This window comes from Pseudomonas sp. MF6396 (genome assembly GCF_002018915.1).
In the GTDB taxonomy this organism is placed as follows: Bacteria; Pseudomonadota; Gammaproteobacteria; order Pseudomonadales; family Pseudomonadaceae; genus Aquipseudomonas; species Aquipseudomonas palmensis.
In genome coordinates this window covers 48,472-69,897 of record NZ_MVOK01000011.1, presented here as the reverse complement: position 1 = coordinate 69,897, position 21,426 = coordinate 48,472, and the positions used below count along the sequence as shown (strand labels likewise).

Below are 21,426 nucleotides of genomic sequence, written 5' to 3'. Positions count from 1 at the left end.
GGTCGGGGCGTGGCACTTACTTGATGCGCTGACCCGGCTTGGCGCCGCTGTCAGGGCTGAGCAGGTAAATCTCCTCGCCGCCAGGGCCTGCGGCCATGACCATCCCCTCGCTCACGCCAAAGCGCATTTTGCGTGGCTTGAGGTTGGCGATCATCATGGTCAGACGACCTTCCAGCTTGCTCGGGTCCGGGTAGGCGGACTTGATGCCGGAGAACACGTTGCGCTGCTCGTCACCGATGTCCAGGGTCAGGCGCAGCAGCTTGTCGGCCCCTTCCACGGCTTCGGCCTTGAGAATCAGCGCTACCCGCAGGTCGACGGCGGCAAAGGTGTCGAAGTCGATCTCAGCCGCCAATGGGTCCTTGGTCAGTTCGCCGTTGCCGGTGACCACGCTGGTCTGGCTGGCGGCCAGGTCCTGCTTGGAAGCGTCGACCATGGCTTGCACCTTGACCGGGTCGATGCGGGTCATCAATGCCTTGAACGGGTTCAGCTGGTGGTTCTCGAGACGGCTCTGGTGGTCGTTCCAGGTCAGCGGCGCGACGTTCAGGAACGCCTCGGCATCGCTGGCCAGTTGCGGCAGCACCGGCTTGAGGAAGATCACCAGCTGGCGGAACAGGTTGATGCCCTGGGCGCACACGGCCTGCACTTCGTCCTGCTTGCCTTCCTGCTTGGCCAGCGACCACGGGGCCTTGTCGGCGATCCAGGCGTTGGCGCGGTCGGCCAGGCCCATGATTTCGCGCATCGCACGGGCGAAGTCGCGGCCTTCGTAGGCGTCGGCGATACCCGGTGCCGCAGCCAGGAAGGCCTCGGTCAGCTCCGGTGCGGCGTCGCCGGCCACCATCACGCCGCCGTTGCCCTTGTGGATGAACCCTGCGCAGCGGCTGGCGATGTTGACCACCTTGCCGATCAGGTCCGAGTTGACCTTCTGCACGAAGTCTTCCAGGTTCAGGTCCAGGTCATCCACGCCACGGCCCAGCTTGGCCGCGTAGTAGTAGCGCAGGTATTCCGGCGACAGGTGGTCGAGGTAGGTGCGCGCCTTGATGAAGGTGCCACGGGACTTGGACATCTTCTGGCCGTTGACCGTCAGGTAGCCGTGCACGTTGATTGCGGTCGGCTTGCGGTAGCCGGCGCCTTCGAGCATGGCCGGCCAGAACAGCGCATGGAAGTTGACGATGTCCTTGCCGATGAAGTGGTACAGCTCGGCGCTGGAATCTTTTTTCCAGTAGGCGTCGAAGTCCAGTTCCGGCGTGCGGTCGCACAGGTTCTTGAAGCTGGCCATGTAGCCGATCGGCGCGTCCAGCCACACATAGAAGTACTTGCCCGGCTCGCCCGGGATCTCGAAGCCGAAGTACGGCGCATCACGGGAGATGTCCCATTCCTGCAGGCCGGAATCCAGCCATTCGGCCAACTTGTTGGCCACGGCGTCCTGCAGTGTGCCGCTGCGGGTCCACTGCTGCAGCATGGCCTGGAAGTCGGGCAGCTTGAAGAAGAAGTGCTGGGAGTCCCTGAGCACCGGGGTGGCGCCGGAGATGGCCGACTTGGGGTTCTTCAGTTCGGTCGGCGCGTAGGTGGCGCCGCATTTTTCGCAGTTGTCGCCATACTGGTCGTCGGCCGCGCATTTGGGGCAGGTGCCCTTGATGAAGCGGTCGGCCAGGAACATCTGCTTGTCGGGGTCGAAATACTGGGTGACCGAGCGCGTGGCGATATGCCCGGCGTCACGCAGTTTCAGGTAGATCTGGCTCGACAGCTCGCGGTTTTCGTCGGCGTGGGTCGAATGATAGTTGTCGAACTCCACCAGAAAGTCGGCAAAGTCGCCGCAGTGCTCGGCCTGCACGTTCGCGATCAGTTGCTCGGGGGTAATGCCTTCTTTCTCGGCGCGCAGCATGATCGCCGAACCGTGCGCGTCGTCGGCGCACACGTAGGTGCACTGGTTGCCGCGGTACTTCTGGAAGCGCACCCACATGTCTGTCTGAACGTACTCGAGCATGTGGCCAAGGTGGATCGACCCGTTGGCATAGGGCAGGGCGCTGGTGACGAGAATCTGGCGTGGCTCGGACATGGGGGCTCGGCTACTTTCGGCTACAGGGTATGAACGGTGATCGGCCACTATAAAACGATGGGAAATATATTTCACCCCATGGACGTATCTGCCGTTGTTTCACGGGTTAGCATAGCGACCTGTTTCATTCAGTCTTTTATCGGGAGTCTCCATGAGCGCCGTCACTCGCGCAGCGGTTGAAACCGTCCTTCGCCAATACACCGACCCTTACCTGAACCAGGACCCGGTCAGCGCCGGGTGTGTGCGCAGCATCGATATCCAGGGCGACCGGGTCAGCGTGGCCCTGGAGCTGGGCTATGCCGCCGGCCTGTTCAAGAACGGCTGGGCCCAGGTGCTGCAGACCGCCGTCGAGGGGATCGAGGGCGTGGCCTCGGCACAGGTCGAGATCACCTGTGTGATCGCCGCGCACAAGGCCCAGGCGCAGATTCCGGGCCTGGCCAACGTCAAGAACATCGTGGCCGTTGCCTCGGGCAAGGGCGGTGTGGGCAAGTCCACCACCGCCGCCAACCTGGCCCTGGCCCTGGCCCGTGAAGGGGCGCGGGTGGGTATCCTGGATGCCGACATCTATGGCCCCAGCCAGGGCGTGATGTTCGGTATCGCCGAAGGGACCCGGCCGCAGATCCGCGACCAGAAGTGGTTCGTGCCGTTGCGTGCGCATGGCGTGGAAGTCATGTCGATGGCGTTTCTCACCGACGACAACACGCCGATGGTATGGCGTGGCCCGATGGTCTCCGGTGCGTTGCTGCAACTGGTGACCCAGACCGCCTGGGACAACCTCGACTACCTGGTGATCGACATGCCGCCGGGCACCGGCGACATCCAGCTGACCCTGGCGCAGAAGGTGCCGGTGGCTGGTTCGGTGATCGTGACCACGCCGCAGGACCTTGCGCTGCTGGACGCGAAAAAGGGTGTGGAGATGTTCCGCAAGGTGAATATCCCGGTGCTGGGCGTGGTCGAGAACATGGCCGTGCATATCTGCTCGAACTGCGGGCATGCCGAGCACCTGTTCGGTGAAGGTGGTGGCGAGAAGCTGGCGGCGCAGTACGGTGTGGAGCTGCTGGCTTCGCTGCCCCTGTCGATGCTGATTCGCGAGCAGGCCGACAGCGGCAAGCCGACCGCGATTGCCGAGCCTGAAAGCCAGATTGCCATGGTGTACCAGGAACTGGCACGGCAGGTGGGGGCGCGCATCGTGCTGCAGGAAGCGGCGGCGCCGGCGATGCCCAATATCACCATCAGCGAAGACTGAGTCGATACCCTCGCCTATGTAGGAGCCGGCGTTGCCGGCGAAGGGCCCACTGCATCACCAGGCAGGTACTGCGGTGTTGCCTTCGCCGGCAACGCCGGCTCCTACGGGCAGCCCCACCGGCAAGGCAAAAAAAAGCCCCGCCGGTGAGGGCAGGGCTTTTTTCAAGCAGTGAAGCGCAAGTTAGATAACTTGTACTTCTTCAGCTTGCATGCCTTTCTGGCCGCGGGTAGCGACGAAAGAGACCTGCTGGCCTTCTTTCAGGCTTTTGAAGCCGTCAGCTTGAATGGCTTTGAAGTGTACGAACAGGTCGTCACCGGATTGTGGGGTGATGAAGCCGAAGCCTTTTTCATCGTTGAACCACTTAACGGTACCGGTTTGGCGATTGGACATGGTCTGTCTCCTTGGACAAAGTTAATTACGGCTCAGGAAACGCCCTGGCCGAGACTGAGTGCAAAGAGGCAGAAAATTCATGAAGATGGGTTGATCGAGATCTTGCATCAGGTAGAGATTCTCAGTGACACGTGCAGCACAGTGGCGTCACCATAACCCTTTTTCCAGAACGTGCCAATGGTCTTGTTCAGCTTTCGTGCAATTCAAGACTGACGGCGCCGCGATACCCCGCGCAGGCCCCGTATGACGCGGATCTTGCCGCCAACACCGCACGGAACTTTGAACCCGGCGCCGGGCCCGGTAAGATGCCCCACAGAATTTCTTCACCACGCTATTTCAGGACACCCGCCATGAGCATCAAATCGGACAAGTGGATTCGCCGCATGGCGCAGGAACACGGCATGATCGAGCCCTTCGTCGAGCGTCAGGTACGCGGCGAAAGCGACAACCGGCTGATCTCCTTCGGCGTCTCCAGCTACGGCTACGACGTGCGCTGCGCCGACGAGTTCAAGGTGTTCACCAACATCAATTCGGCCACCGTCGATCCGAAAAACTTCGACGCCGGCAGCTTCGTCGACGTCAAGAGCGACGTGTGCATCATCCCGCCCAACTCCTTCGCCCTGGCGCGCACCGTCGAGTACTTCCGCATCCCGCGCAACGTGCTCACCATCTGCCTGGGCAAGAGCACCTATGCCCGTTGCGGCATCATCGTCAACGTCACCCCGCTCGAGCCGGAGTGGGAAGGCCACGTGACCCTGGAGTTCTCCAACACCACCACCCTGCCGGCCAAGATCTACGCCAACGAAGGCGTGGCGCAGATGCTGTTTCTGGAGTCCGACGAAGAGTGCGAAGTGTCCTATAAGGACCGCGGCGGCAAGTACCAGGGCCAGCGCGGTGTGACCCTGCCGCGCACCTGAGCCGACGAAGCGAGGGAATTACTCGCCGGCAAGGCACTCCAAGCAGATGAACCGTCCCGGCACGCCAGGAGGCGTGTCGGACTTCGCTCAGGAGCCGCCTATGAAACTCGACCCTTCAATCAGCGCCAAACTTGCCGTGCTGCAGCCCAATCAGATCGGGCTGGTGGCCTGGTCATTGCTTGCGCAGCCGCCACTGATGCAGGCCGGTGGCGTCCCCGGCCAGCCTGGCCCGGACACCCCGTCGCCGGCGCAGCCAGGCGATAACCCGCCGATGGAACCGGGTGAACCCACACTCCCTGATGAACCGCCACCGGCACCGGTTGCCTGAGCCTAGGGCTTGACCGGCCATACCTGCGCGTCTGCCGTCAGGTACACGCGCTCACCCGGCTGAGGCTGCACTGCCCAGCCGCCGGTGAAGTCCCCGAAGGCCGGCAGCAGGCCGAGCCGTTCGCCGATCACGAAGCAGGGCAGGCGCAGGCGTTGCCGCGCGCGCCCCCGCAGCACATACACCGGGTGTACGTGGCCGGCCAGCACCAGGTGCGTGGCATGGGGCTCGGGCTCGTGCTGCAAGGCGAACGGCCCCAGCAGCAGCGGGCCGTCCAGCACGTCGATGCGCAGCCCTTCGGGCGGGTCGCCGGCATGCAGGTCGTGGTTGCCGCGTATCAGCGTGATCTTCAGCCGGGCGTGCTCCTCCCGCCATTGCCGCACGCGTTCCAGCGTGGCCGCGGCGCGGCCGGTGCGTGCGTGCAGAAAGTCGCCCAGCACGATCAGCTCTTCGCACGGGTAGCTGGTCAGCAGCCGGTCCAGGCGTTGCAGGGTCGATTGCGTGGTGCCGCGGGGCACGGGCAGGTGCTGGGCGCGAAATGCCGCCGCCTTGCCGATATGCACATCGGCCACCAGCATCACCCTGCGCGCCGGCCAGTACAGCGCCTTGTCCCCCAGCAGCCAGAGCTGCTCGCCGTGTACGTCGATGTTCAGGCAGTGACTCATTCAGCGCTCCCGGCTCGCGGCCTTTTCCAGGTCGGCGACCATGCGGGCGATGCGGTCGGCGAGCTTTTCCGTGCTCAGGGTTTCGCGCATGCCTTCCACCAGCAGCGGAAAGGCCAGCGGGCCCGGGCGCGCAAGCGGCTGCAGATGCAGGCGCAAACCGCCCAGCCGGCTCAGTACCTGCGCCAGCCGGTCGATCTCAAGCTCTGCGTTCAGCACCTCGTCACGGGCCTGGCCCAGCAGCAGGTTGCCCGCGTCGTGCTGGCGGAACACCTCGAAGAACAGGCCGCTGGACGCCTGGATCTGCCGGGTGCTCTTGTGCGAGCCGGGGTAGCCGCCGAACACCAGCCCGGAGATCTGCGCGATTTCGCGAAAACGGCGCATGACCATTTCGCCGGCATTCAGGCTGGCCAGCACGTCCTCGAGCAGTTCATCGGGGCTCAGCAGGTCCGGCAGCATGGCCGCCCACGGCACTTCGCCAGGGCACAGCAGTTCCAGGCCATAGTCGTTCACCGCAATCGAGAAACTCGCCGGCTGGCTGCGGCTGTAGCGCCACGCCAGCAGGCTGGCCAGCCCAAGGTGGGTGGTGCGCCCGGCAAATGGATAGAGAAACAGATGGCAGCCCTGACGCGAGGTCCAGGTCTCGGCCAGCAGCATGTCGTGGGTGGGGATCACCGACCAGCGCCGCTGCAGCTCCAGCAATGGCTTGACCGCCTGCATGGCCGGCCCGTGGTAGCGACCGTGCGCGGCGCTGTCGAGCTGCTCGACCACGGCCCTGGCCAGCTCGCTGGAAAGCGGCATGCGCCCGCCGTTCCAGCGTGGTACGGCAGGTTTGCGTGCGGTGCTGCGACGCACATAGGCGGTCATGTTGTCGATGCGCACCAGCTCCAGCGTGCGCCCGGCGAACAGGAAGGCATCGCCCGGGCGCAGGCGGGCAACGAAGGCCTCCTCGACACTGCCCAGGTTGCGCCCGCCGCCTCCCTTGCTCCAGAACTTCAGCTGGATGCTCGCATCGCTGACGATGGTGCCGATGCCCATGCGGTGGCGACGCGCCAGGCGCGCGTTGGCCACCCGCCATACCCCGTCCGGCGCTTCGATGACCCGGTGATAGTCAGGGTAGGCGCCCAGCGAGGCACCGCCGTTGCGCACGAATTCCAGCGCCCATTGCCACTGTTCGTCGCGCAGGTGCCGATAGGCCCAGGTGCTGCGCACTTCCTCGAGCAGTTGCGCGGGGCGAAACCCGGCCCCCAGGGCCATGCTCACCAGGTGCTGCACCAGCACATCCATGCACAGCGCCGGAGAGCGCCTTGCCTCTATCTGACGTGCTGCCACGGCCTCGCGGGCGGCGGCGGCCTCCACCAGCTCCAGGCTGTGGGTTGGCACCAGGGTCACCCGCGAAGGGCGGCCCGGCGCGTGCCCCGAGCGCCCGGCGCGCTGCATCAGACGCGCCACGCCCTTGGCCGAGCCGATCTGCAACACCCGTTCGACGGGCAGAAAATCCACCCCCAGGTCGAGGCTTGAGGTACATACCACTGCCTTGAGCTGGCCCTGTTTCAGGCTCTGCTCGACCCAGTTGCGGGTTTCGCGGGCCAGCGAGGCGTGATGCAGGGCAATGATGCCGGCCCAGTCGGCGCGCGCCTCCAGCAGCGCCTGATACCACAGCTCGGCCTGGGCGCGGGTGTTGGTGAACACCAGGCAACTGCTGCTGCGCGCCACCTCATCGCGCACCTGCGCGAGCATCTTGAGCCCCATGTGCCCGGCCCAGGGGAAGCGCTCGATGGCTTCTGGCAGCAGGGTATCGACCTCGATGCGCTTGTCCTGGCGGCCTTGCACCAGGCAACCGCCCTCGGGCAGCAGCACGTCGCGGGCATGCTCCAGGTTGCCCAGGGTGGCCGAGATGCCCCATACGATCAGGCCCGGGTGCCAGCGGCGCAGGCGCGCCAGGGCCAGTTGCAGTTGTACACCGCGCTTGTTGCCGAGCAGCTCGTGCCATTCGTCCACCACCACCAGGCGCAGGCTGGCGAACTCGCTCTGCGCCGCATCGCGGGTCAGCAGCAGGGTCAGGCTTTCGGGGGTGGTGATCAGGGCGCTGGGCAGGCGCCGGCTCTGGCGGGCACGCTCGGCGCTGGAGGTGTCGCCGCTGCGCACGCCCAGGCTCCAGTGAATCTGCAACGCGTCCAGTGGCGCCTGCAAGGCCCGCGCGGTATCGGCGGCCAGGGCGCGCATGGGGGTGATCCACAGCACTTGCAGCGGTGCCGGGTGCTTGGCGCGTGGCGTGTCCTGGGCATGGAGGTGTTGCAGCGCGGCCAGCCACAGGGCGTAGGTTTTGCCGGCGCCGGTGCTGGCATGCAGCAACCCGGATTCGCCGCGGGCGACGGCGGCCCACACGCGCTTCTGAAAGGCGAAGGGCTTCCAGCCACGGGTGGCAAACCAGGGGCCAGCAAGGTCGGACGGTTTACGCATGCCGGGGCCGCTTATGGGCAGTGGGTGTGTCTTCACAGACCATCAATGCCCGGCATTAGTTTTAGCGGGTGACAATCGTCGGGTTATTTGAGGTTGCCACTCAGGAACTGGCGCAGCCGCTCGCTCCTGGGGTTGCCCAGCACATCGGCCGGTGCGCCCTGTTCCTCCACCAGCCCCTGATGCAGGAACAGCACCTGGCTCGATACCTGCCGTGCAAAGCTCATTTCGTGGGTCACCATGATCATGGTGCGGCCTTCCTCGGCCAGCCCCTGGATCACCCGCAGCACTTCCCCCACCAGCTCCGGGTCCAGCGCCGAAGTCGGCTCGTCGAACAGCATCACCTCCGGCTCCATTGCCAGCGCCCGCGCGATCGCCACCCGCTGCTGCTGGCCACCGGACAGGAACGCCGGGTACTGGTCTGCCACCCGGGGCGCCAGGCCTACCTTGTCCAGGTAGGCACGTGCCCGTTCCTCGGCCTCGTGCCGGCTTACCCCCAGCACCCGGCGCGGCGCCATGCTGATGTTCTCCAGCACGCTCAGGTGGCTCCACAGGTTGAAATGCTGGAACACCATGGCCAGGCGCGTGCGGATACGCTGCAGCTCGTCGGCATCGGCCACGCGCAGGCCGTGGCGGTCGTGCACCATGCGCACCGGCTGGCCGTCCAGGGTCATGCTGCCCTCGTCGGGCTGTTCGAGAAAATTGATGCAGCGCAGAAAGGTGCTCTTGCCCGAGCCACTGGCGCCGATCAGGCTGATCACGTCGCCGGTGCTGGCCTGCAGTGAAACGCCCTTGAGCACATGGTGCTCGCCGTAGCGCTTGTGCAGGCCTTCGATGGTCAGTTTGTACATGCACGGCCCCTCATGGCGATAACAGGTAGCCGCTGCGGTACGGCTGGTTGCCCGCCACATGCGCAATCACCATGCCAGCGGTGGCCATGCGTCGCAGCGAGCGGGCATACAGCAGCCCGGCCTGCTGGTTGTATACCGGGGTCACGCGGTCGCTGAGCGGGTCGATCACCTCGGCGATCAGTTGCCCGGCCTGCACCGGCTGGCCCGGGGTGACATGAAACACCAGCAGGCCGCCCAGCGGCGTGGCCACCGGTTCGACCGCCGCCAGCGGTGTGGCCGGGTAGGGCAGGGGCGGCAAGGGGGCGGCTTCGCCTTCGATGGCACCGAAACGGGTCAGGTAGTTCAGGATCGCCTCGCAGTCGGTGCTGGCCAGCGGGTGGCTCACATCGCCCTGACCGCGCAGCTCCACCGTCACCGAAAAGCTGCCCTGGGGGATGGGGAACTGCTTGGCAAAGCGTTGCTGCAGTTGCCACCACACCAGGGTGAAACACTCATCGAACGACTGCCCGCCCGAATCGGTGGCCAGCAGGCTGGCCTGGGCCCCGAGATAGCGCGACAGCGCCTCGACCCGGGGCCAGGCTTCCGGGGTGGTGTACAGGTGCGCGACGGCCTCGAAGTCGCAGTGCAGGTCCAGCACCATGTCGGCATCGCAGGCCAGGCGTTGCAGTACCAGGCGCTGGGATTGCAGCGGGGTGGCGGCGGGCTGCGCGTCCAGCGCCCGGCGCATGCACTCGCGAATCAGCTCGACGTTGTGCCGCGGGTCCTGGGTCAGGTGCGCCTCGATCTGGTCACCGATGGTGTCGCTCAGGTCGACGAAGTGGCGGTTGAAGTTCTCGCCGCTCTGCAGCTCGAAACGCCCCAGGGGCACGTCCATCAGCACCTGTTCCAGGCCCACCGGGTTGGCGATGGGCACCAGCACGATCTCGTGGCGCAGGCGGCCCTGGCTCTGCAATTCGCCCAGGCGTTGCTTGAGGTGCCAGGCCACCAGCATGCCGGGCAGCTCGTCGGCATGCAGCGAAGCCTGGATATAGACCTTGCCGGCACCGCGCGGGCCGAAGTGGAAGCTGTGGATCTGGCGGCAAATCCCCGGCACCGGGGCCAGGATGTCGTGGGTCTTGTGGTGCATGAACGGTCCTAGTGTGCGGGGCCGAGGAAGGCCAGCCAGCGTCGTTCGGCCAGGCGGAACAGGCCCACCAGTGCGAAGGTCACGCACAGGTAGATGATGGCGGCCGTACCGAACGACTGAAAGGTCAGAAAGGTGGCCGAGTTGGCGTCGCGGGCGACCTTGAGGATGTCCGGCACGGTGGCGGTGAAGGCCACGGTGGTCGAGTGCAGCATCAGGATCACCTCATTGCTGTAGTACGGCAGCGAGCGGCGCAACGCGGACGGCATGATGATATAAGCATAAAGTTTCCAGCCGCGCAGGCCGTAGGCCCTGGCTGCCTCGACTTCACCGTGGTGCATGCTGCGGATGGCGCCGGCGAAGATCTCGGTGGTGTAGGCGCAGGTGTTCAGGGCAAAGGCCAGGATGGTGCAGTTCATGGCGTCGCGAAAGAAGCTGTCGAGCAGCGGTTGCCCGCGCACCACCTCCAGGCTGTAGATGCCGGTGTAGCAGATCAGCAACTGGATATACAGCGGCGTGCCGCGAAACAGGTAGGTGTAGAACTGCACTGGCCAGCGCACCCACAGGCGCCGTGACACCCGTGCAATCGACAGCGGGATCGACACCACGAAGCCGATCAGCAGCGAGGCGCTGAGCAGCCACATCGTCATCGCCAGCCCGGTGATGTGGGTGCCGTCGGTATAGAGAAACGCGCGCCAGTATTCCTGCAGCAGCTCGATCATCGCAGTGCCTCCCGGGTGCCGACGTTGTAGCGCCGTTCGAGCCAGCGCAGGGCCACGTTCGAGGCGCTGGTGATCAGCAGGTAGATGAAGGCCGCCACCACCAGAAAGTAGAACAGCTGGTAGCTGCTCTTGCCGGCATCCTGGGCGGCCTTGACCAGGTCGGCCAGGCCGATGATCGACACCAGCGCGGTGGCCTTGAGCATCACCATCCAGTTGTTGCCGATGCCCGGCAGGGCGAAGCGCATCATCTGCGGGAACACCACGAAGCGAAATCGCTGAAAGCGCTTGAGGCCATAGGCGGTGGCCGCTTCGACCTGGCCGCGCGGCACCGCGAGGATCGCGCCGCGAAAGGTCTCGGTGAAATAGGCACCGTAGATGAAGCCCAGGGTGATGACCCCGGCAGCGAAGGGGTTGATCTCGATGTAGTCCCACTCCATGGCGTCGGTCAGGCTGGTGAGCCCGGTCTGCAGGCTGTAGAAGATCAACAGCATCAGCACCAGGTCGGGCACCCCGCGGATCAGCGTGGTGTAGAGCTGCGCGGGGATGCGTAGCAGCGGCAGCGCGGAGAGCTTGGCGCTGGCGCCGAGCAGGCCCAGGCCGACGCTGACCAGCAGCGACATGAAGGACAGTTGCAGGGTCATCCAGGTGCCTTGCAGCAGCAGCGGGCCGAAGCCCCTGAGGCTGAAGGGGCCAAGGCCCAGGTGTTGCAGGAGGTCGTCAAGCATGGGGCGAGCCTGTGCGGGTGGGACCTTGGGTACGCGGTGCGTCAGCTCTTGCACGCACCGCGAACCCGTGTAGGAGCCGGCCTTGCCGGCGAAGAGGCCGGCCCTACTTGCCGCTGTACAGGTTCAGATCACCAAAGTGCTTCTTCTGGATGTCGGCATAGGTGCCATCATCGTGTAACGCTTTGATACCTTTGTTCAGCAGGGCCTTCAGCTCGCTGTTACCTTTCTTAATGCCCACCGCCGTCTTCGACGGCAGCAATTCGCTGTCCACCGGTTGGCTCACTTCGTAGCCCGCGCCTTGTGGCGATTTCAGAAAGCCCAGTTCGGCCTGCAGCATGTCCTGGATCGAGGCGTCCAGGCGTCCCGAAATCAGGTCGGCATACACCTGGTCCTGGTTCTGGTAGGCCTGGGTCTTGACCCCGGCCTTGTCCAGCACGGCCTTGGCATAGGCTTCCTGGATGGTGCCCTGCTCATAGCCGACGGTCTTGCCCTTGAGCGAGGCCGGGTCGGCGCTCATGCCTGCACCTTTTTTGAACACCAGTGCGGTAGGCCCGGAGAACAGCTCGTCAGAGAAGTCGATGACCTTCTCCCGCGCCGGGGTCACCGTCATGGACGAGATCACGCCGTCGAACTTGTTGGCCTTGAGGCCCGGAACCATGCCGTCGAAGTCGCTCTCGACCCACCTGCACTTGACCTTGAGCTCGGCGCAGATTGCGTTGCCCAGGTCGATATCGAAGCCCACCAGGCTGCCGTCGGCGGCCTTGGACTCGAAAGGGGCGTAGGAGGGATCGACGCCGAAGCGCAGTTCCTTGTAGTCCTTGGCCAGGGTGTTGCCCGCAGCCAGGCACAGCGCCAGAGCAGACAGCGTCAGCAGAGCTTTTTTCATGGTGTGGTCCTTCAAGCGCAAATGATGGGTGGCTGCGCAGCGTTACCGCTGGCCGCTCGACATCAAGCTCACAGCAATTTCCGCACCATAGTCCCAATTGCTGCGTTTCGCTTACCCCAGCAGCGACTGCAACGTGGCCAGGTCGTCCGCTTCGTCCACCGGTTTGTCCAGGCGCCAGCGCAGCATCCGCGGGAAGCGCACCGCAATCCCGCTCTTGTGGCGTTTGGACAGTGCGATGCCTTCGAAGCCGAGTTCGAACACCAGCGTCGGGGTCACGCTGCGTACCGGCCCGAAGGTTTCCACGGTGGTCTTGCGGATGATTGCATCAACCTTGCGCATCTCTTCGTCGCTGAGCCCTGAATACGCCTTGGCAAAGGGCACAAGGCTGCGCTGCGGGCTGCCGGCGGGGGCGTCCCACACCGCAAAGGTGTAGTCGCTGTACAGGCTGGCGCGCCGGCCATGTCCGCGCTGGGCATAGATCAGCACCGCGTCCACGCTGAACGGGTCGATTTTCCACTTCCACCACACCCCCATGTCCTTGGTGCGGCCCACCCCGTACAGGGCGTCGCGGGCCTTGAGCATCAGGCCCTCGACCCCCAGGCTGCGCGATGCCTCGCGCTGGGCGGCAAGCTCGGCCCAGGTGTCGCCCTGCAGCACCGGCGACAGGCGCAGCGCCGGGTGCGCAGTGGTCTGAACCAGCGCCTCCAGCTGCGCCCGGCGCTCGGCCTGCGGGCGGCTGCGCCAGTCGGCGCCCTGCCATTCGAGCAGGTCGTAGCCCAACAGCACCACTGGCGCATCGGCCAGGATCTTCTTGCCCAGGGTCTTGCGCCCGATGCGCTGCTGCAGCAGGGCGAAGGGTTGCACGCCGTCGCGCCACACCACGATCTCGCCGTCCACCACGCAGCCATCGGGCAGCACGGCGGCCAGCGCCTGCAGTTCGGGGAAGCGCTCGGTCAGCAGCTCCTCGCCGCGTGACCACACCCACAACTGGCCCTCGCGTTTGACCACCTGCGCACGGATGCCGTCCCACTTCCATTCCGCCTGCCAGGCCTGGGGCGGGCCGAGCAGGGCGTCGAACTGGTCCACCGGCTGTTGCAGCGCATGGGCCAGAAAGAACGGGTACGGCTGGCCGCCGCGCTGGGCATGTTCGTCTTCGGACTCGGCCGCGATCAGCTTGAGGTAGCCCTGGGCCGTGGGGCGGTGCGACAGGTCGGTGTAGCCCACCAGGCGCTGAGCCACGCGCTTGCTGTCGATGTCGGCCAGTTGCGCCAGGGCGCGGGTGACCAGCAGCTTCGACACGCCGACGCGAAAGCTGCCGGTGACCAGCTTCAGGCACACCAGCAGGCTCTGCCGGTCGAGCTGTGCCCACAGGGGCGGCAGGCGCTGCGCCAGGGTTTCGGGCGGCAGTCCGCGCAGCGGCAGCAGGCAATCCTCGACCCAGTAGGCCAGGCCCGCGTCGCTGCTGTGGGCGGCTTCGGGCAGCAGCAGCGAAAAGGTCTCGGCCAGGTCGCCCACGGCCTGGTAGCTCTCCTCGAACAACCAGTCGGGCAAACCCGACAGGCTGATTGCCAGTTCGCGCAGCAGCCGTGTGGGCACCAGCTGGCGCGGCCGCCCGCCGGCCAGGAAGTACACCGCCCAGGCGGCGTCTGCGGGGCTGGCGCTGGCGAAGTAGCGCACCAGTGCATCGCGCTTGGCGTTGCTCGAGGTGGTGGCGTCGAGCTGGCCGTAGAGTTCGGCGAAGGCCTTCATGCGCTGGCCTCGGTCGGGGCGCCTTCATCCTCGTCACCGTATTCGGTGACGAACGCCTGGGCATCCAGCCCGCGCTCGCACAGGTAGCGCACCAGCACGGCCACCGAGCCGTGGGTCACCATCACCCGCTGCGCCCCGGTCTGTTCGATGGCCCATAGCAGGCCGGGCCAGTCGGCGTGGTCGGAGAGCACGAAGCCGCGGTCCACCCCGCGCCGGCGCCGGGTGCCGCGCAGGCGCATCCAGCCGCTGGCGAAGGCGTCGCTGTAGTCGCCGAAGCGGCGCATCCAGCTGCTGCCGGCCGCCGAGGGCGGGGCCAGGATCAGCGCCTGGCGCATGCGTGGGTCGTGCTTGTCCATCTCGCTGGCATGCAGCGTGGCGGGCAGGGCGACACCCGCTTCGCGGTATACCCGGTTCAGCGGCTCGACCGCGCCATGCACCAGGATCGGCCCCAGGCTCGGGTCCAGGCCATGCAGGATGCGCTGCGCCTTGCCGAACGAATAGCAGAACAGCACGCTGGCCTTGCCCAGTGTGATGTTCTCGCGCCACCACGCATTGATCTGGTCGAAGATCTGCTGCTGGGGCTCCCAGCGGTAGATCGGCAGGCCGAAGGTCGACTCGGTGATGAAGGTGTGGCAGCGCACCGGTTCGAACGGTGCGCAGGTGCCATCGGGTTCGACCTTGTAGTCGCCGGACGCCACCCACACCTCGCCGCGATACTCCAGGCGCACCTGGGCCGAGCCCAGCACATGGCCGGCCGGGTGCAAGCTCAGGGCCACCCCGCCGTGGTCCAGGCGCTGGCCGTAGTCGAGGGTCTGCAGGTTGATGTCGGCGCCCAGGCGGCTGCGCAGGATGCCCGCGCCGGGGCTGGCGGTGAGGTAGTGGCGGTTGCCGTTGCGGGCGTGGTCGCCATGGCCGTGGGTGATCACCGCACGTTCAACGGGGCGCCACGGGTCGATGTAGAAATCCCCGGGTGGGCAATACAATCCTTCGGGTCGTGCAATCACCAGGTCCATGCCAAGGCCGCTGCGCTGGGGGTTTAACCTAGGAGCGCGGCCGGGCCGGTGAAGTTCGATCCGAAAGCGTCGCCGGCGTGCTGCCGGCGACGCTGCAGGGGGGCTGCTTCAGTAGCGCGCGTCTACCGGGCGCCCGCCGTTGGGCCAGTCCTTGACCTTGTCGGGGAAGTCCGGGCGTGGCTGGCTGGAGAACCAGGCCGCCACGTCCACCGCGTCCTGGTCGGACAAGCCGCCCTGGCCGAGCGGGAACTTCTCGTGCATGCTGATCGGCATGTTGCGTTTGACGAAGGCGGCCGCGGTGTAGGTGCGCGCCATGCCGGCACCGATGTTGAACGACTGCTCGCCCCACAGCGGCGGGAAGATCCAGGTGCCGTCGGCACGGGTCAGGCCTTCGCCGTCGTTGCCATGGCACACCGCGCACTGCTGGGCATACACCTGCTTGCCGTTGTCCAGGTCGGGCTTGATCGACGGGTCGACCTTGCCTACACCGCGCCCTGGCACCTTGTCCTCGGGCTTGGTGTTGTTCTTCATCCACTCGAAGTACGCCACCATCGCCTGCATGTCGGCCCCTTGCGGTGGCAGCGGCGAGCCGCTCATCGAGCGCCGGAAGCAGCCGTTGATGCGCTCCTCCAGGGTGATCACCTTGCCCGCCCGTGGCGCATAGCCGGGGAAGAAGGCCGATACCCCGACGAACGGCGAACCGTCGGCCACGGTGCCGGCGTTCAGGTGGCAACTGGTGCAGTTGAGCGCGTTGCCGACGTTGTCGGGCAGCAGGTCACGGGTTTGCAGGTGCAGGCGCATGCCGCGCACCACCTGATCGGCATTGCTGGCCGCCAGCAGGTCGGCCAGGCGCGGGGTCTCGAAGGTCGAGGCGTCGCGGTCCTGGGGCTTGAGCTGCTGGCGCAGCTTGGCCACCTGCGCTGCGCTGATCGCCGAGCCGTCGTTGCCCCAGCTGCTGCGCACGAACGTGAGGATCTCGGCGATCTCGGTGTCGGTCAGGCGCGAGAACCCGGGCATGGTGTACACGCGCGGGTGGGCGACGGTTTCGGCGGTCTGCCAGCCGGTCAGCGTGATGTGCAGCAGCGAGGTCGGGTTGGCCGAGGCCACGCTGGGGTTGTGCGCCAGTGGCGGGAACATGCCCGCCACGCCGGCGCCGTCCGGGCGGTGGCAGTCGCTGCAGAACTGCGTGTAGCCCAGCCCGCCGCGGGTGGTGAACAGGTTGTCCGGCGCTGGGGCAGGGGTTCGTTCCACCATCGGCATCGGCAGGTCGTCCTTGCCCGGCGGCAACGACTTGAGGTAGCGCGCGATGGCGGTGAGGTCGGCGTCGGTGAAGTGCTGGGTACTGTGGGAGATCACCTCGGCCATGTTGCCCGACACCGTGGCAAAGCGGTTCTGCCCGGTCTTGAGCAACTGCACGGTGTCTTCCACCGTCCACAGGTTGCGCAGGCTCAGGGCGCGCCAGTGCTCCACGGTCTCGCCGGCCAGGAAGTGCTGGCCGGCGCTGCCGGCGTCGTCCATGGCCTTTTCCTGGAAGGCCACGCCGCGCGGGGTATGGCAGGCGCCGCAGTGGCCCAGGCCCTGTACCAGGTAGGCGCCGCGGTTGAGCTCGTCGCTGCGGGCCGGGTCGGCCACGAAGGGCTGCTTGTCGAGAAACACCAGGTTCCACAGCGACAGGCCCCAGCGCTGGCTGAACGGAAACTTCATGTCCGCTTCCAGGTTGGGCTGGTTGACCGGCTTCACGTCCTCCATCAGGTAGGCGTACAGGTCGCGCATGTCGCCTTCGGTCATTTTCGCGTAGGAGGGGTAGGGCATGGCCGGGTACAGGTTGGTGCCGGCCGCGTTCACCCCTTCGCGCATGGCGCGGTCGAACTGCTCGAAGGTGTAGCGGCCGATGCCGGTGACCTTGTCGGGGGTGATGTTGCTGGAGTAGATGGTGCCCATCGGCGTGGTCAGTTCGAGGCCGCCGGCCATCAACTCGCCGCCCTTGGCAGTGTGGCAGGCCACGCAGTCGCCCAGACGGGCAATGTAGGCGCCGCGTTCGGCTGCCGTTGCCGGGGGCGGCTCACTGGCAGACGCGGGGTACGCAAACAGCAGCGTCGAGCCAAGCATGGCCAGACGCGATACAAGAGAAGCCATCGCAATCGTCCTTTGGATGCGGCCGCAGGTGGTCCTGTAGGCACGTATCCGCAATCGTTTTTATAGGGTCATCAGACAAACCCGGTTATAGCCGATGGACGAGGGTGGCACTTTGATATGGATCAGCGCGGGGTGAGAAAGGGGCTCGCCGCCAGGGCGACGGCGAGCCGAAGGGGTTACTTGCCGGGCACCAGGGTCAGGCGCTTGCTGCCGTAGGCGCGTTCGAAGTTCTGCGGCTGCATCGGGAAGGTCACGTAGCTGCCCTTGAACCAGGCATCCAGGCCGTCGGCGAAATGCGCGCTGGCCGGGTTGCCCGACTGCCCGCTGCTGCTCACCCCCTGCAGCGGCTCGGCCAGGCCGAAGTCGACCACCATGCGCATCGACGGCACCAGGCGGGCATCGAAGTCCTGGCCCCAGGCATAGGCCGAGGCGTTGAGCGTGGTGTGGTCGCCGCCGGTGGCCAGCGGGCCGCGCTTGAGCGTGTCGCCCAGGCCATAGGGTGCGCTGACGGGCCAGTGGTACTGGTGCAGCTTGCCCCATTGCCAGGCCCGGCGGTCGGTGCCCATCTGCGCTTCGCCGGCGCTGATGGCCGCGGCCAGGCTGCGCGCCAGGATCGTCGGCTTGTCCTGCTTGCCCGGGCTGTTGCGGTCGTCCCAGAACGGGCTGTCGTCGCGGCCCAGCAGGTGATCGGCCTGGGCCGAGTACGACAGCCGCGCATTGGCGACGAAGGCCTGCCAGCTCGGGCTGGTTTCGGGCCCCAGCTCATCGAGGAAGATCTGCCGGGCGCTTTGCTGCAGGAACAGCTCGTACACCGCGGCATCCGCCGATTGCGGGCTCAGGCGCCCGTCGAACGCCATCAGCCGGGTGTAGGCCTCGCGGGCGCGGGCCTTCTGCTCGGCGGGCAGGGCGTCGATGGCCTGCTTGAGCGGCTGGGCCATGCCGGGTGCTTCGAACATGGCCTTGAGCTTGGCGGCGAACAGGGTGGTCTGGTCGTACTGCATGGCGATCAGGCTGCGGCTGTCGTGCTTGCCGTTGCCGGCCAGCTGCGCCAGGCGTTCGGCACGCTCGGGGTAGTACCAGCTGTTGGACAGTTGCAGGCCATAGCCCTTGGGAATGCTGCGCTGGTTGGCATTGCCCAGCCAGCCTTGCGGCGGGTCCTGGTCGTAGGGGTGGAGCATGGCGTCGGCGTAGCCATCCCAGTCATAGCGCCCGTCGGCACCTGGGGAGGGCAGCAGGCCCTGGCCTTCGCGGCGGTTGGGGTAGCGGCCGGTAACCTGCCAGCCCACGTTGGCGGCGTCGGCGAACACCAGGTTCAGCGCGGCGGCGCCGATTTCGCGGCTGGCGTCGAAGGCACGTTCGACGCTCTGTGCCCGCGACAGGTCGAAGAACGCATCAAGGCTCTTGTCGCCCTTGAGTTCGGGCATCTTCAGGGCCAGGCCGAGGCTGCCCTGGGTGCCGGTCAGCAGGGCGCCGTGGCGGGTTTCGTACAGGGTTTCGCGTTGCGGGCGCTGGCCCTTGACGAAGTAGGTCTCGTTGCGCGCCTGCACCGGCTGCCAGCGGCCGTCGACTTCATAGAGCACGCGGTTGCCTTCGCGCTTGAGTTTTTCCAGGTACAGGTCCTGGTTGTCGCCCATTGCCGCGCTGCTGCTCCAGGCCAGCTTGCCGTTGAAGCCGGACAGCACGAACGGCAGGCCGGCCAGGCTGAAGCCGGCGGCCTGGTATTTGGTGGTACGTACCTGCACCGGGCTCAAGGCCCAGGCGCCCTGGCTGTCGCTGGCCAGCAGGCTGCGGCCGCTGCGGCTGCGCTGCGGGGCGATGGCCCAGTTGCTCGACGCCGGGGTGCCCAGCAGGTTGAGCGCGGCCAGTTGCTCGCTGACCTTGTTCAGTGTGGCCAGGCCCGGCAGCTGGCTGCCCGGGTTCAAACCCTTGAGCTTGTCGGCTTCGGCCATGGCCAGCGGTTCGTCCGGGTAGCTGGGCAGCAGCCACGGCAGTGTGTCGGCACCGACTTTCTGCGCCAGGGTCAGTGCGGCGATTTCTTCCTGCAGGTTCACCGACTGGCTGAAGCTGTACAGGCTGAAGATCAGCGCCGAATCTTCAGGCTTCCAGTACTCGGGGCGGTAGCCGCTCTGGGCCAGCGGGGCCGGCAGGCGGTCGCGGTAGCGGAACAGGTAGGCGTTGACCCCGCGTGCGTACACCTCGAAGAAGCGCTTGAGGCGCGGCGAGGCGTCGGCGTAGAGGTCGCTGGCGTTCTTTTTCAGGTTGACCGCGCGCATGAAGCGGTCGACCTCCAGCGCATCCGGGCCGGCCATCTCGGCCAGGCGCCCCTGGGCCAGCAGACGCATGCCGACCATCTGCCCGATGCGATCGCCCGCGTGCACATAGCCCAGGGTGAACAGCGCATCGTGGAAGCTGCTGCTCTCGATCAGCGGCATGCCCAGGGCGTTGCGCCGCACCGAGACGTTCTGTGCCAGCCCCTTGAGCGGTTGCACGCCGCTGGTGGGGATGACGCTGTCCTGATGGTTGCCCAGTTGGCAACCGCCCAGGCTGAGCAGCCCGAGCAGGGTCGCGGCGACGCCGAACCGGGGTAGAACGGGGGAAAGGGCTGGCGAGGCCATGGGCAAGGCTCCTGCAGGGGATGGCGCTAAAAGGCGCTACGTTAGTGAGCGCGATCACGCCATGCAAGCGGGGGCGCGGGCTTTATTTTCAAAGTACCGCGCGGCCTTGTCGTGGTTCAGGCTGGCGGCGGGTTGATCTGCTCGACCAGGGCGTAGGCGCGCTGTGTGGCGGGGCGTGCCTGGATGCGCTGGAACCAGCCTTTGAGGGCCGGGAAGTCGTCCAGGTTCTGCTGCTGCCAGGTGTGCGAAACGATCCACGGGTAGATCGCCATGTCGGCGATGCTGTAGTCGTTGCCGGCGACGAATGGTCGGTCGGCCAGGCGCTTGTTCAGTACCCCGTACAGGCGCGCGGTTTCGTCCACGTAGCGCTTGATGGCGTAGGGGATCTTCTCGGGGGCGAAGCGGTTGAAGTGGTGGTTCTGCCCGGCCATCGGGCCCAGGCCGCCCATTTGCCAGAACAGCCATTGCAGGGCCTCCTGGCGGCCGCGCAGGTCCTTGGGGATGAACTGCCCGGTTTTTTCGGCGAGGTAGAGCAGGATGGCCCCGGACTCGAACAGCGACAGCGGCTGGCCGTCGGCGGTGTCGTGGTCGACGATGGCCGGGATGCGGTTGTTGGGGGCGATTTTCAGAAAGTCTTCGGCAAATTGCTCGCCCTTGCCGATGTTGATCGGGTGAAGGGTGTAGGGCAGGCCGGTCTCTTCGAGAAACAGGGTGATCTTGTGGCCGTTGGGGGTGGTCCAGTAATACAGGTCGATCATGGTCACGCTCCGTTTGATGGTCGTCTGCTGGAACTGTGCTTGATGTCGAGGCGCAACGTGTGTGGGAGCGGGTCAGGCCCGCTCCCACAGGGGAGGCATCAGGCCCCGTGGCACTTCTTGAACTTCTTGCCGTTGCCGCATGGGCAAGGGTCGTTGCGGCCAACGTCCTTCAGGGCATTGCGCGCAGGTTCCTGAGGGGCATGGTTGCAGTGCGGGCCATGCACATGGCCGTGGTCATGATCATGCGCGTGATGGTCATGATCGTGATTGCAGTCGGGGCCATGAACGTGGGGTTGCTGGGTCATCGAGGGTTACTCCGGAATGAGATCGGCGGGAATTATCTCACCCTTGCGCAACAAGTGCAGGTCGTGGGCAAAGAATAATCCGGTGCTCAGCTCACCCTCCAGGCGATAGGGGATGGCCTGATCGGGGCGCTTGAGCAGCTTGGCGATGGGTTTGAGCTGGCGCCAAAGGTTGGTACGCACCGGTACCTGGATGGTGCGCCGACTGTGCGCGTCCACCCGAAACCACTGGCCGTGGTCGCCTTCGACCAGCAACAGGTCGGCCAGGTACACCGCGTAATGCAGGTTGCGCACCTGCAGGGTGCTGTCGTTGGGATTGTCGATGCGAAAGTGCAGGATGAACTCCTGCTGCATCAGCCGCGCCTTTACTGTCTCGACCCGCACCAGGTGCACGCCGGGGTCCTGGTAGCTGCCGCCCCACCAGCTGGCGCAGCCCGCCAGATTCATCAGCAGCAGGCCGATGAGCAGCCGACGGGCGCAGGTGGTCATG

Annotated in this window: 19 protein-coding genes; 3 read left to right on the top strand and 16 right to left on the bottom strand. The window is 66.1% G+C overall.

The window, feature by feature from the left end; translation table 11 throughout:
- Nucleotides 1-16: 16 nt before the first annotated feature.
- Nucleotides 17-2,056 (bottom strand): methionine--tRNA ligase, encoded by a 2,040-nt coding sequence (gene metG, locus MF6396_RS13335; RefSeq protein ID WP_078480568.1) that lies wholly within the window; start codon nucleotides 2,054-2,056, stop codon nucleotides 17-19.
- 151 nt (nucleotides 2,057-2,207) lie between these two features.
- On the opposite strand from metG, the gene apbC reads away from it, so the two are divergent.
- The gene (apbC, locus tag MF6396_RS13330; RefSeq protein WP_058540969.1) at nucleotides 2,208-3,302 is read left to right on the top strand and encodes an iron-sulfur cluster carrier protein ApbC; all 1,095 of its coding nucleotides are present in this window, start codon (nucleotides 2,208-2,210) and stop codon (nucleotides 3,300-3,302) included.
- A 180-nt stretch (nucleotides 3,303-3,482) separates the two neighbouring features.
- Here the strand turns inward: apbC and MF6396_RS13325 are convergent, their stop codons facing one another.
- Entirely contained in the window at nucleotides 3,483-3,692 is a 210-nt protein-coding gene (locus MF6396_RS13325; protein ID WP_008365925.1) for a cold-shock protein, read from the bottom strand.
- Between the two features lie 350 nt (nucleotides 3,693-4,042).
- Between MF6396_RS13325 and dcd the strand changes: the two genes are divergently transcribed.
- Both dcd and MF6396_RS13315 read left to right on the top strand, forming a co-directional pair.
- Nucleotides 4,043-4,609 carry a dCTP deaminase gene (gene dcd / locus MF6396_RS13320; RefSeq protein ID WP_028943496.1) on the top strand — a complete coding sequence of 189 codons (567 nt, stop codon included), beginning with the start codon at nucleotides 4,043-4,045 and terminating at the stop codon, nucleotides 4,607-4,609.
- A gap of 100 nt (nucleotides 4,610-4,709) precedes the next feature.
- Nucleotides 4,710-4,937, top strand: coding sequence for a hypothetical protein (locus MF6396_RS13315; RefSeq protein ID WP_043861959.1), 228 nt, complete (start codon nucleotides 4,710-4,712; stop codon nucleotides 4,935-4,937).
- Between the two features lie 2 nt (nucleotides 4,938-4,939).
- On the opposite strand, the gene pdeM is transcribed toward MF6396_RS13315, so the two are convergent.
- The 14 genes from pdeM to MF6396_RS13245 form a co-directional block, all read right to left on the bottom strand.
- Nucleotides 4,940-5,599, bottom strand: a complete 660-nt coding sequence (gene pdeM / locus MF6396_RS13310; protein ID WP_102063802.1) for a ligase-associated DNA damage response endonuclease PdeM — start codon at nucleotides 5,597-5,599, stop codon at nucleotides 4,940-4,942.
- A complete protein-coding gene (locus MF6396_RS13305) occupies nucleotides 5,600-8,059 on the bottom strand; it encodes a ligase-associated DNA damage response DEXH box helicase (protein ID WP_078480566.1) in 2,460 nt (819 codons plus the stop codon). It abuts the gene before it with no gap.
- Between the two features lie 83 nt (nucleotides 8,060-8,142).
- Complete coding sequence (locus MF6396_RS13300; RefSeq protein ID WP_054914743.1) at nucleotides 8,143-8,907, bottom strand: ABC transporter ATP-binding protein; 765 nt, start codon at nucleotides 8,905-8,907, stop codon at nucleotides 8,143-8,145.
- A gap of 10 nt (nucleotides 8,908-8,917) precedes the next feature.
- Nucleotides 8,918-10,033 (bottom strand): succinylglutamate desuccinylase/aspartoacylase family protein, encoded by a 1,116-nt coding sequence (locus MF6396_RS13295; RefSeq protein ID WP_054914742.1) that lies wholly within the window; start codon nucleotides 10,031-10,033, stop codon nucleotides 8,918-8,920.
- A gap of 8 nt (nucleotides 10,034-10,041) precedes the next feature.
- The gene (locus MF6396_RS13290) at nucleotides 10,042-10,752 is read right to left on the bottom strand and encodes an ABC transporter permease (RefSeq protein WP_043861955.1); all 711 of its coding nucleotides are present in this window, start codon (nucleotides 10,750-10,752) and stop codon (nucleotides 10,042-10,044) included.
- The gene (locus tag MF6396_RS13285) at nucleotides 10,749-11,477 is read right to left on the bottom strand and encodes an ABC transporter permease (protein WP_078480565.1); all 729 of its coding nucleotides are present in this window, start codon (nucleotides 11,475-11,477) and stop codon (nucleotides 10,749-10,751) included. Before MF6396_RS13285 ends, MF6396_RS13290 begins: the two co-directional genes overlap by 4 nt.
- Nucleotides 11,478-11,580: 103 nt before the next feature.
- The gene (locus MF6396_RS13280; RefSeq protein ID WP_043861953.1) at nucleotides 11,581-12,363 is read right to left on the bottom strand and encodes a transporter substrate-binding domain-containing protein; all 783 of its coding nucleotides are present in this window, start codon (nucleotides 12,361-12,363) and stop codon (nucleotides 11,581-11,583) included.
- A 111-nt stretch (nucleotides 12,364-12,474) separates the two neighbouring features.
- A complete protein-coding gene (locus MF6396_RS13275; protein WP_054914741.1) occupies nucleotides 12,475-14,112 on the bottom strand; it encodes an ATP-dependent DNA ligase in 1,638 nt (545 codons plus the stop codon).
- Nucleotides 14,109-15,125 carry a ligase-associated DNA damage response exonuclease gene (locus MF6396_RS13270; RefSeq protein WP_078480563.1) on the bottom strand — a complete coding sequence of 339 codons (1,017 nt, stop codon included), beginning with the start codon at nucleotides 15,123-15,125 and terminating at the stop codon, nucleotides 14,109-14,111. The genes MF6396_RS13275 and MF6396_RS13270 overlap by 4 nt, the downstream gene beginning before the upstream one ends.
- 108 nt (nucleotides 15,126-15,233) lie before the next feature.
- Nucleotides 15,234-17,261 (bottom strand): c-type cytochrome, encoded by a 2,028-nt coding sequence (locus MF6396_RS13265; protein WP_078480562.1) that lies wholly within the window; start codon nucleotides 17,259-17,261, stop codon nucleotides 15,234-15,236.
- Nucleotides 17,262-17,437: 176 nt separating this feature from the next.
- Nucleotides 17,438-19,876 (bottom strand): penicillin acylase family protein, encoded by a 2,439-nt coding sequence (locus MF6396_RS13260; protein WP_078480561.1) that lies wholly within the window; start codon nucleotides 19,874-19,876, stop codon nucleotides 17,438-17,440.
- 116 nt (nucleotides 19,877-19,992) lie between these two features.
- On the bottom strand, nucleotides 19,993-20,634 hold the full coding sequence (locus MF6396_RS13255) for a glutathione binding-like protein (RefSeq protein WP_043862633.1): 642 nt from the start codon (nucleotides 20,632-20,634) through the stop codon (nucleotides 19,993-19,995).
- A 98-nt stretch (nucleotides 20,635-20,732) separates the two neighbouring features.
- On the bottom strand, nucleotides 20,733-20,939 hold the full coding sequence (locus MF6396_RS13250) for an SEC-C metal-binding domain-containing protein (protein ID WP_078480560.1): 207 nt from the start codon (nucleotides 20,937-20,939) through the stop codon (nucleotides 20,733-20,735).
- A gap of 6 nt (nucleotides 20,940-20,945) precedes the next feature.
- Complete coding sequence (locus tag MF6396_RS13245) at nucleotides 20,946-21,425, bottom strand: LEA type 2 family protein (RefSeq protein ID WP_043862632.1); 480 nt, start codon at nucleotides 21,423-21,425, stop codon at nucleotides 20,946-20,948.
- Nucleotide 21,426 lies beyond the last annotated feature (1 nt).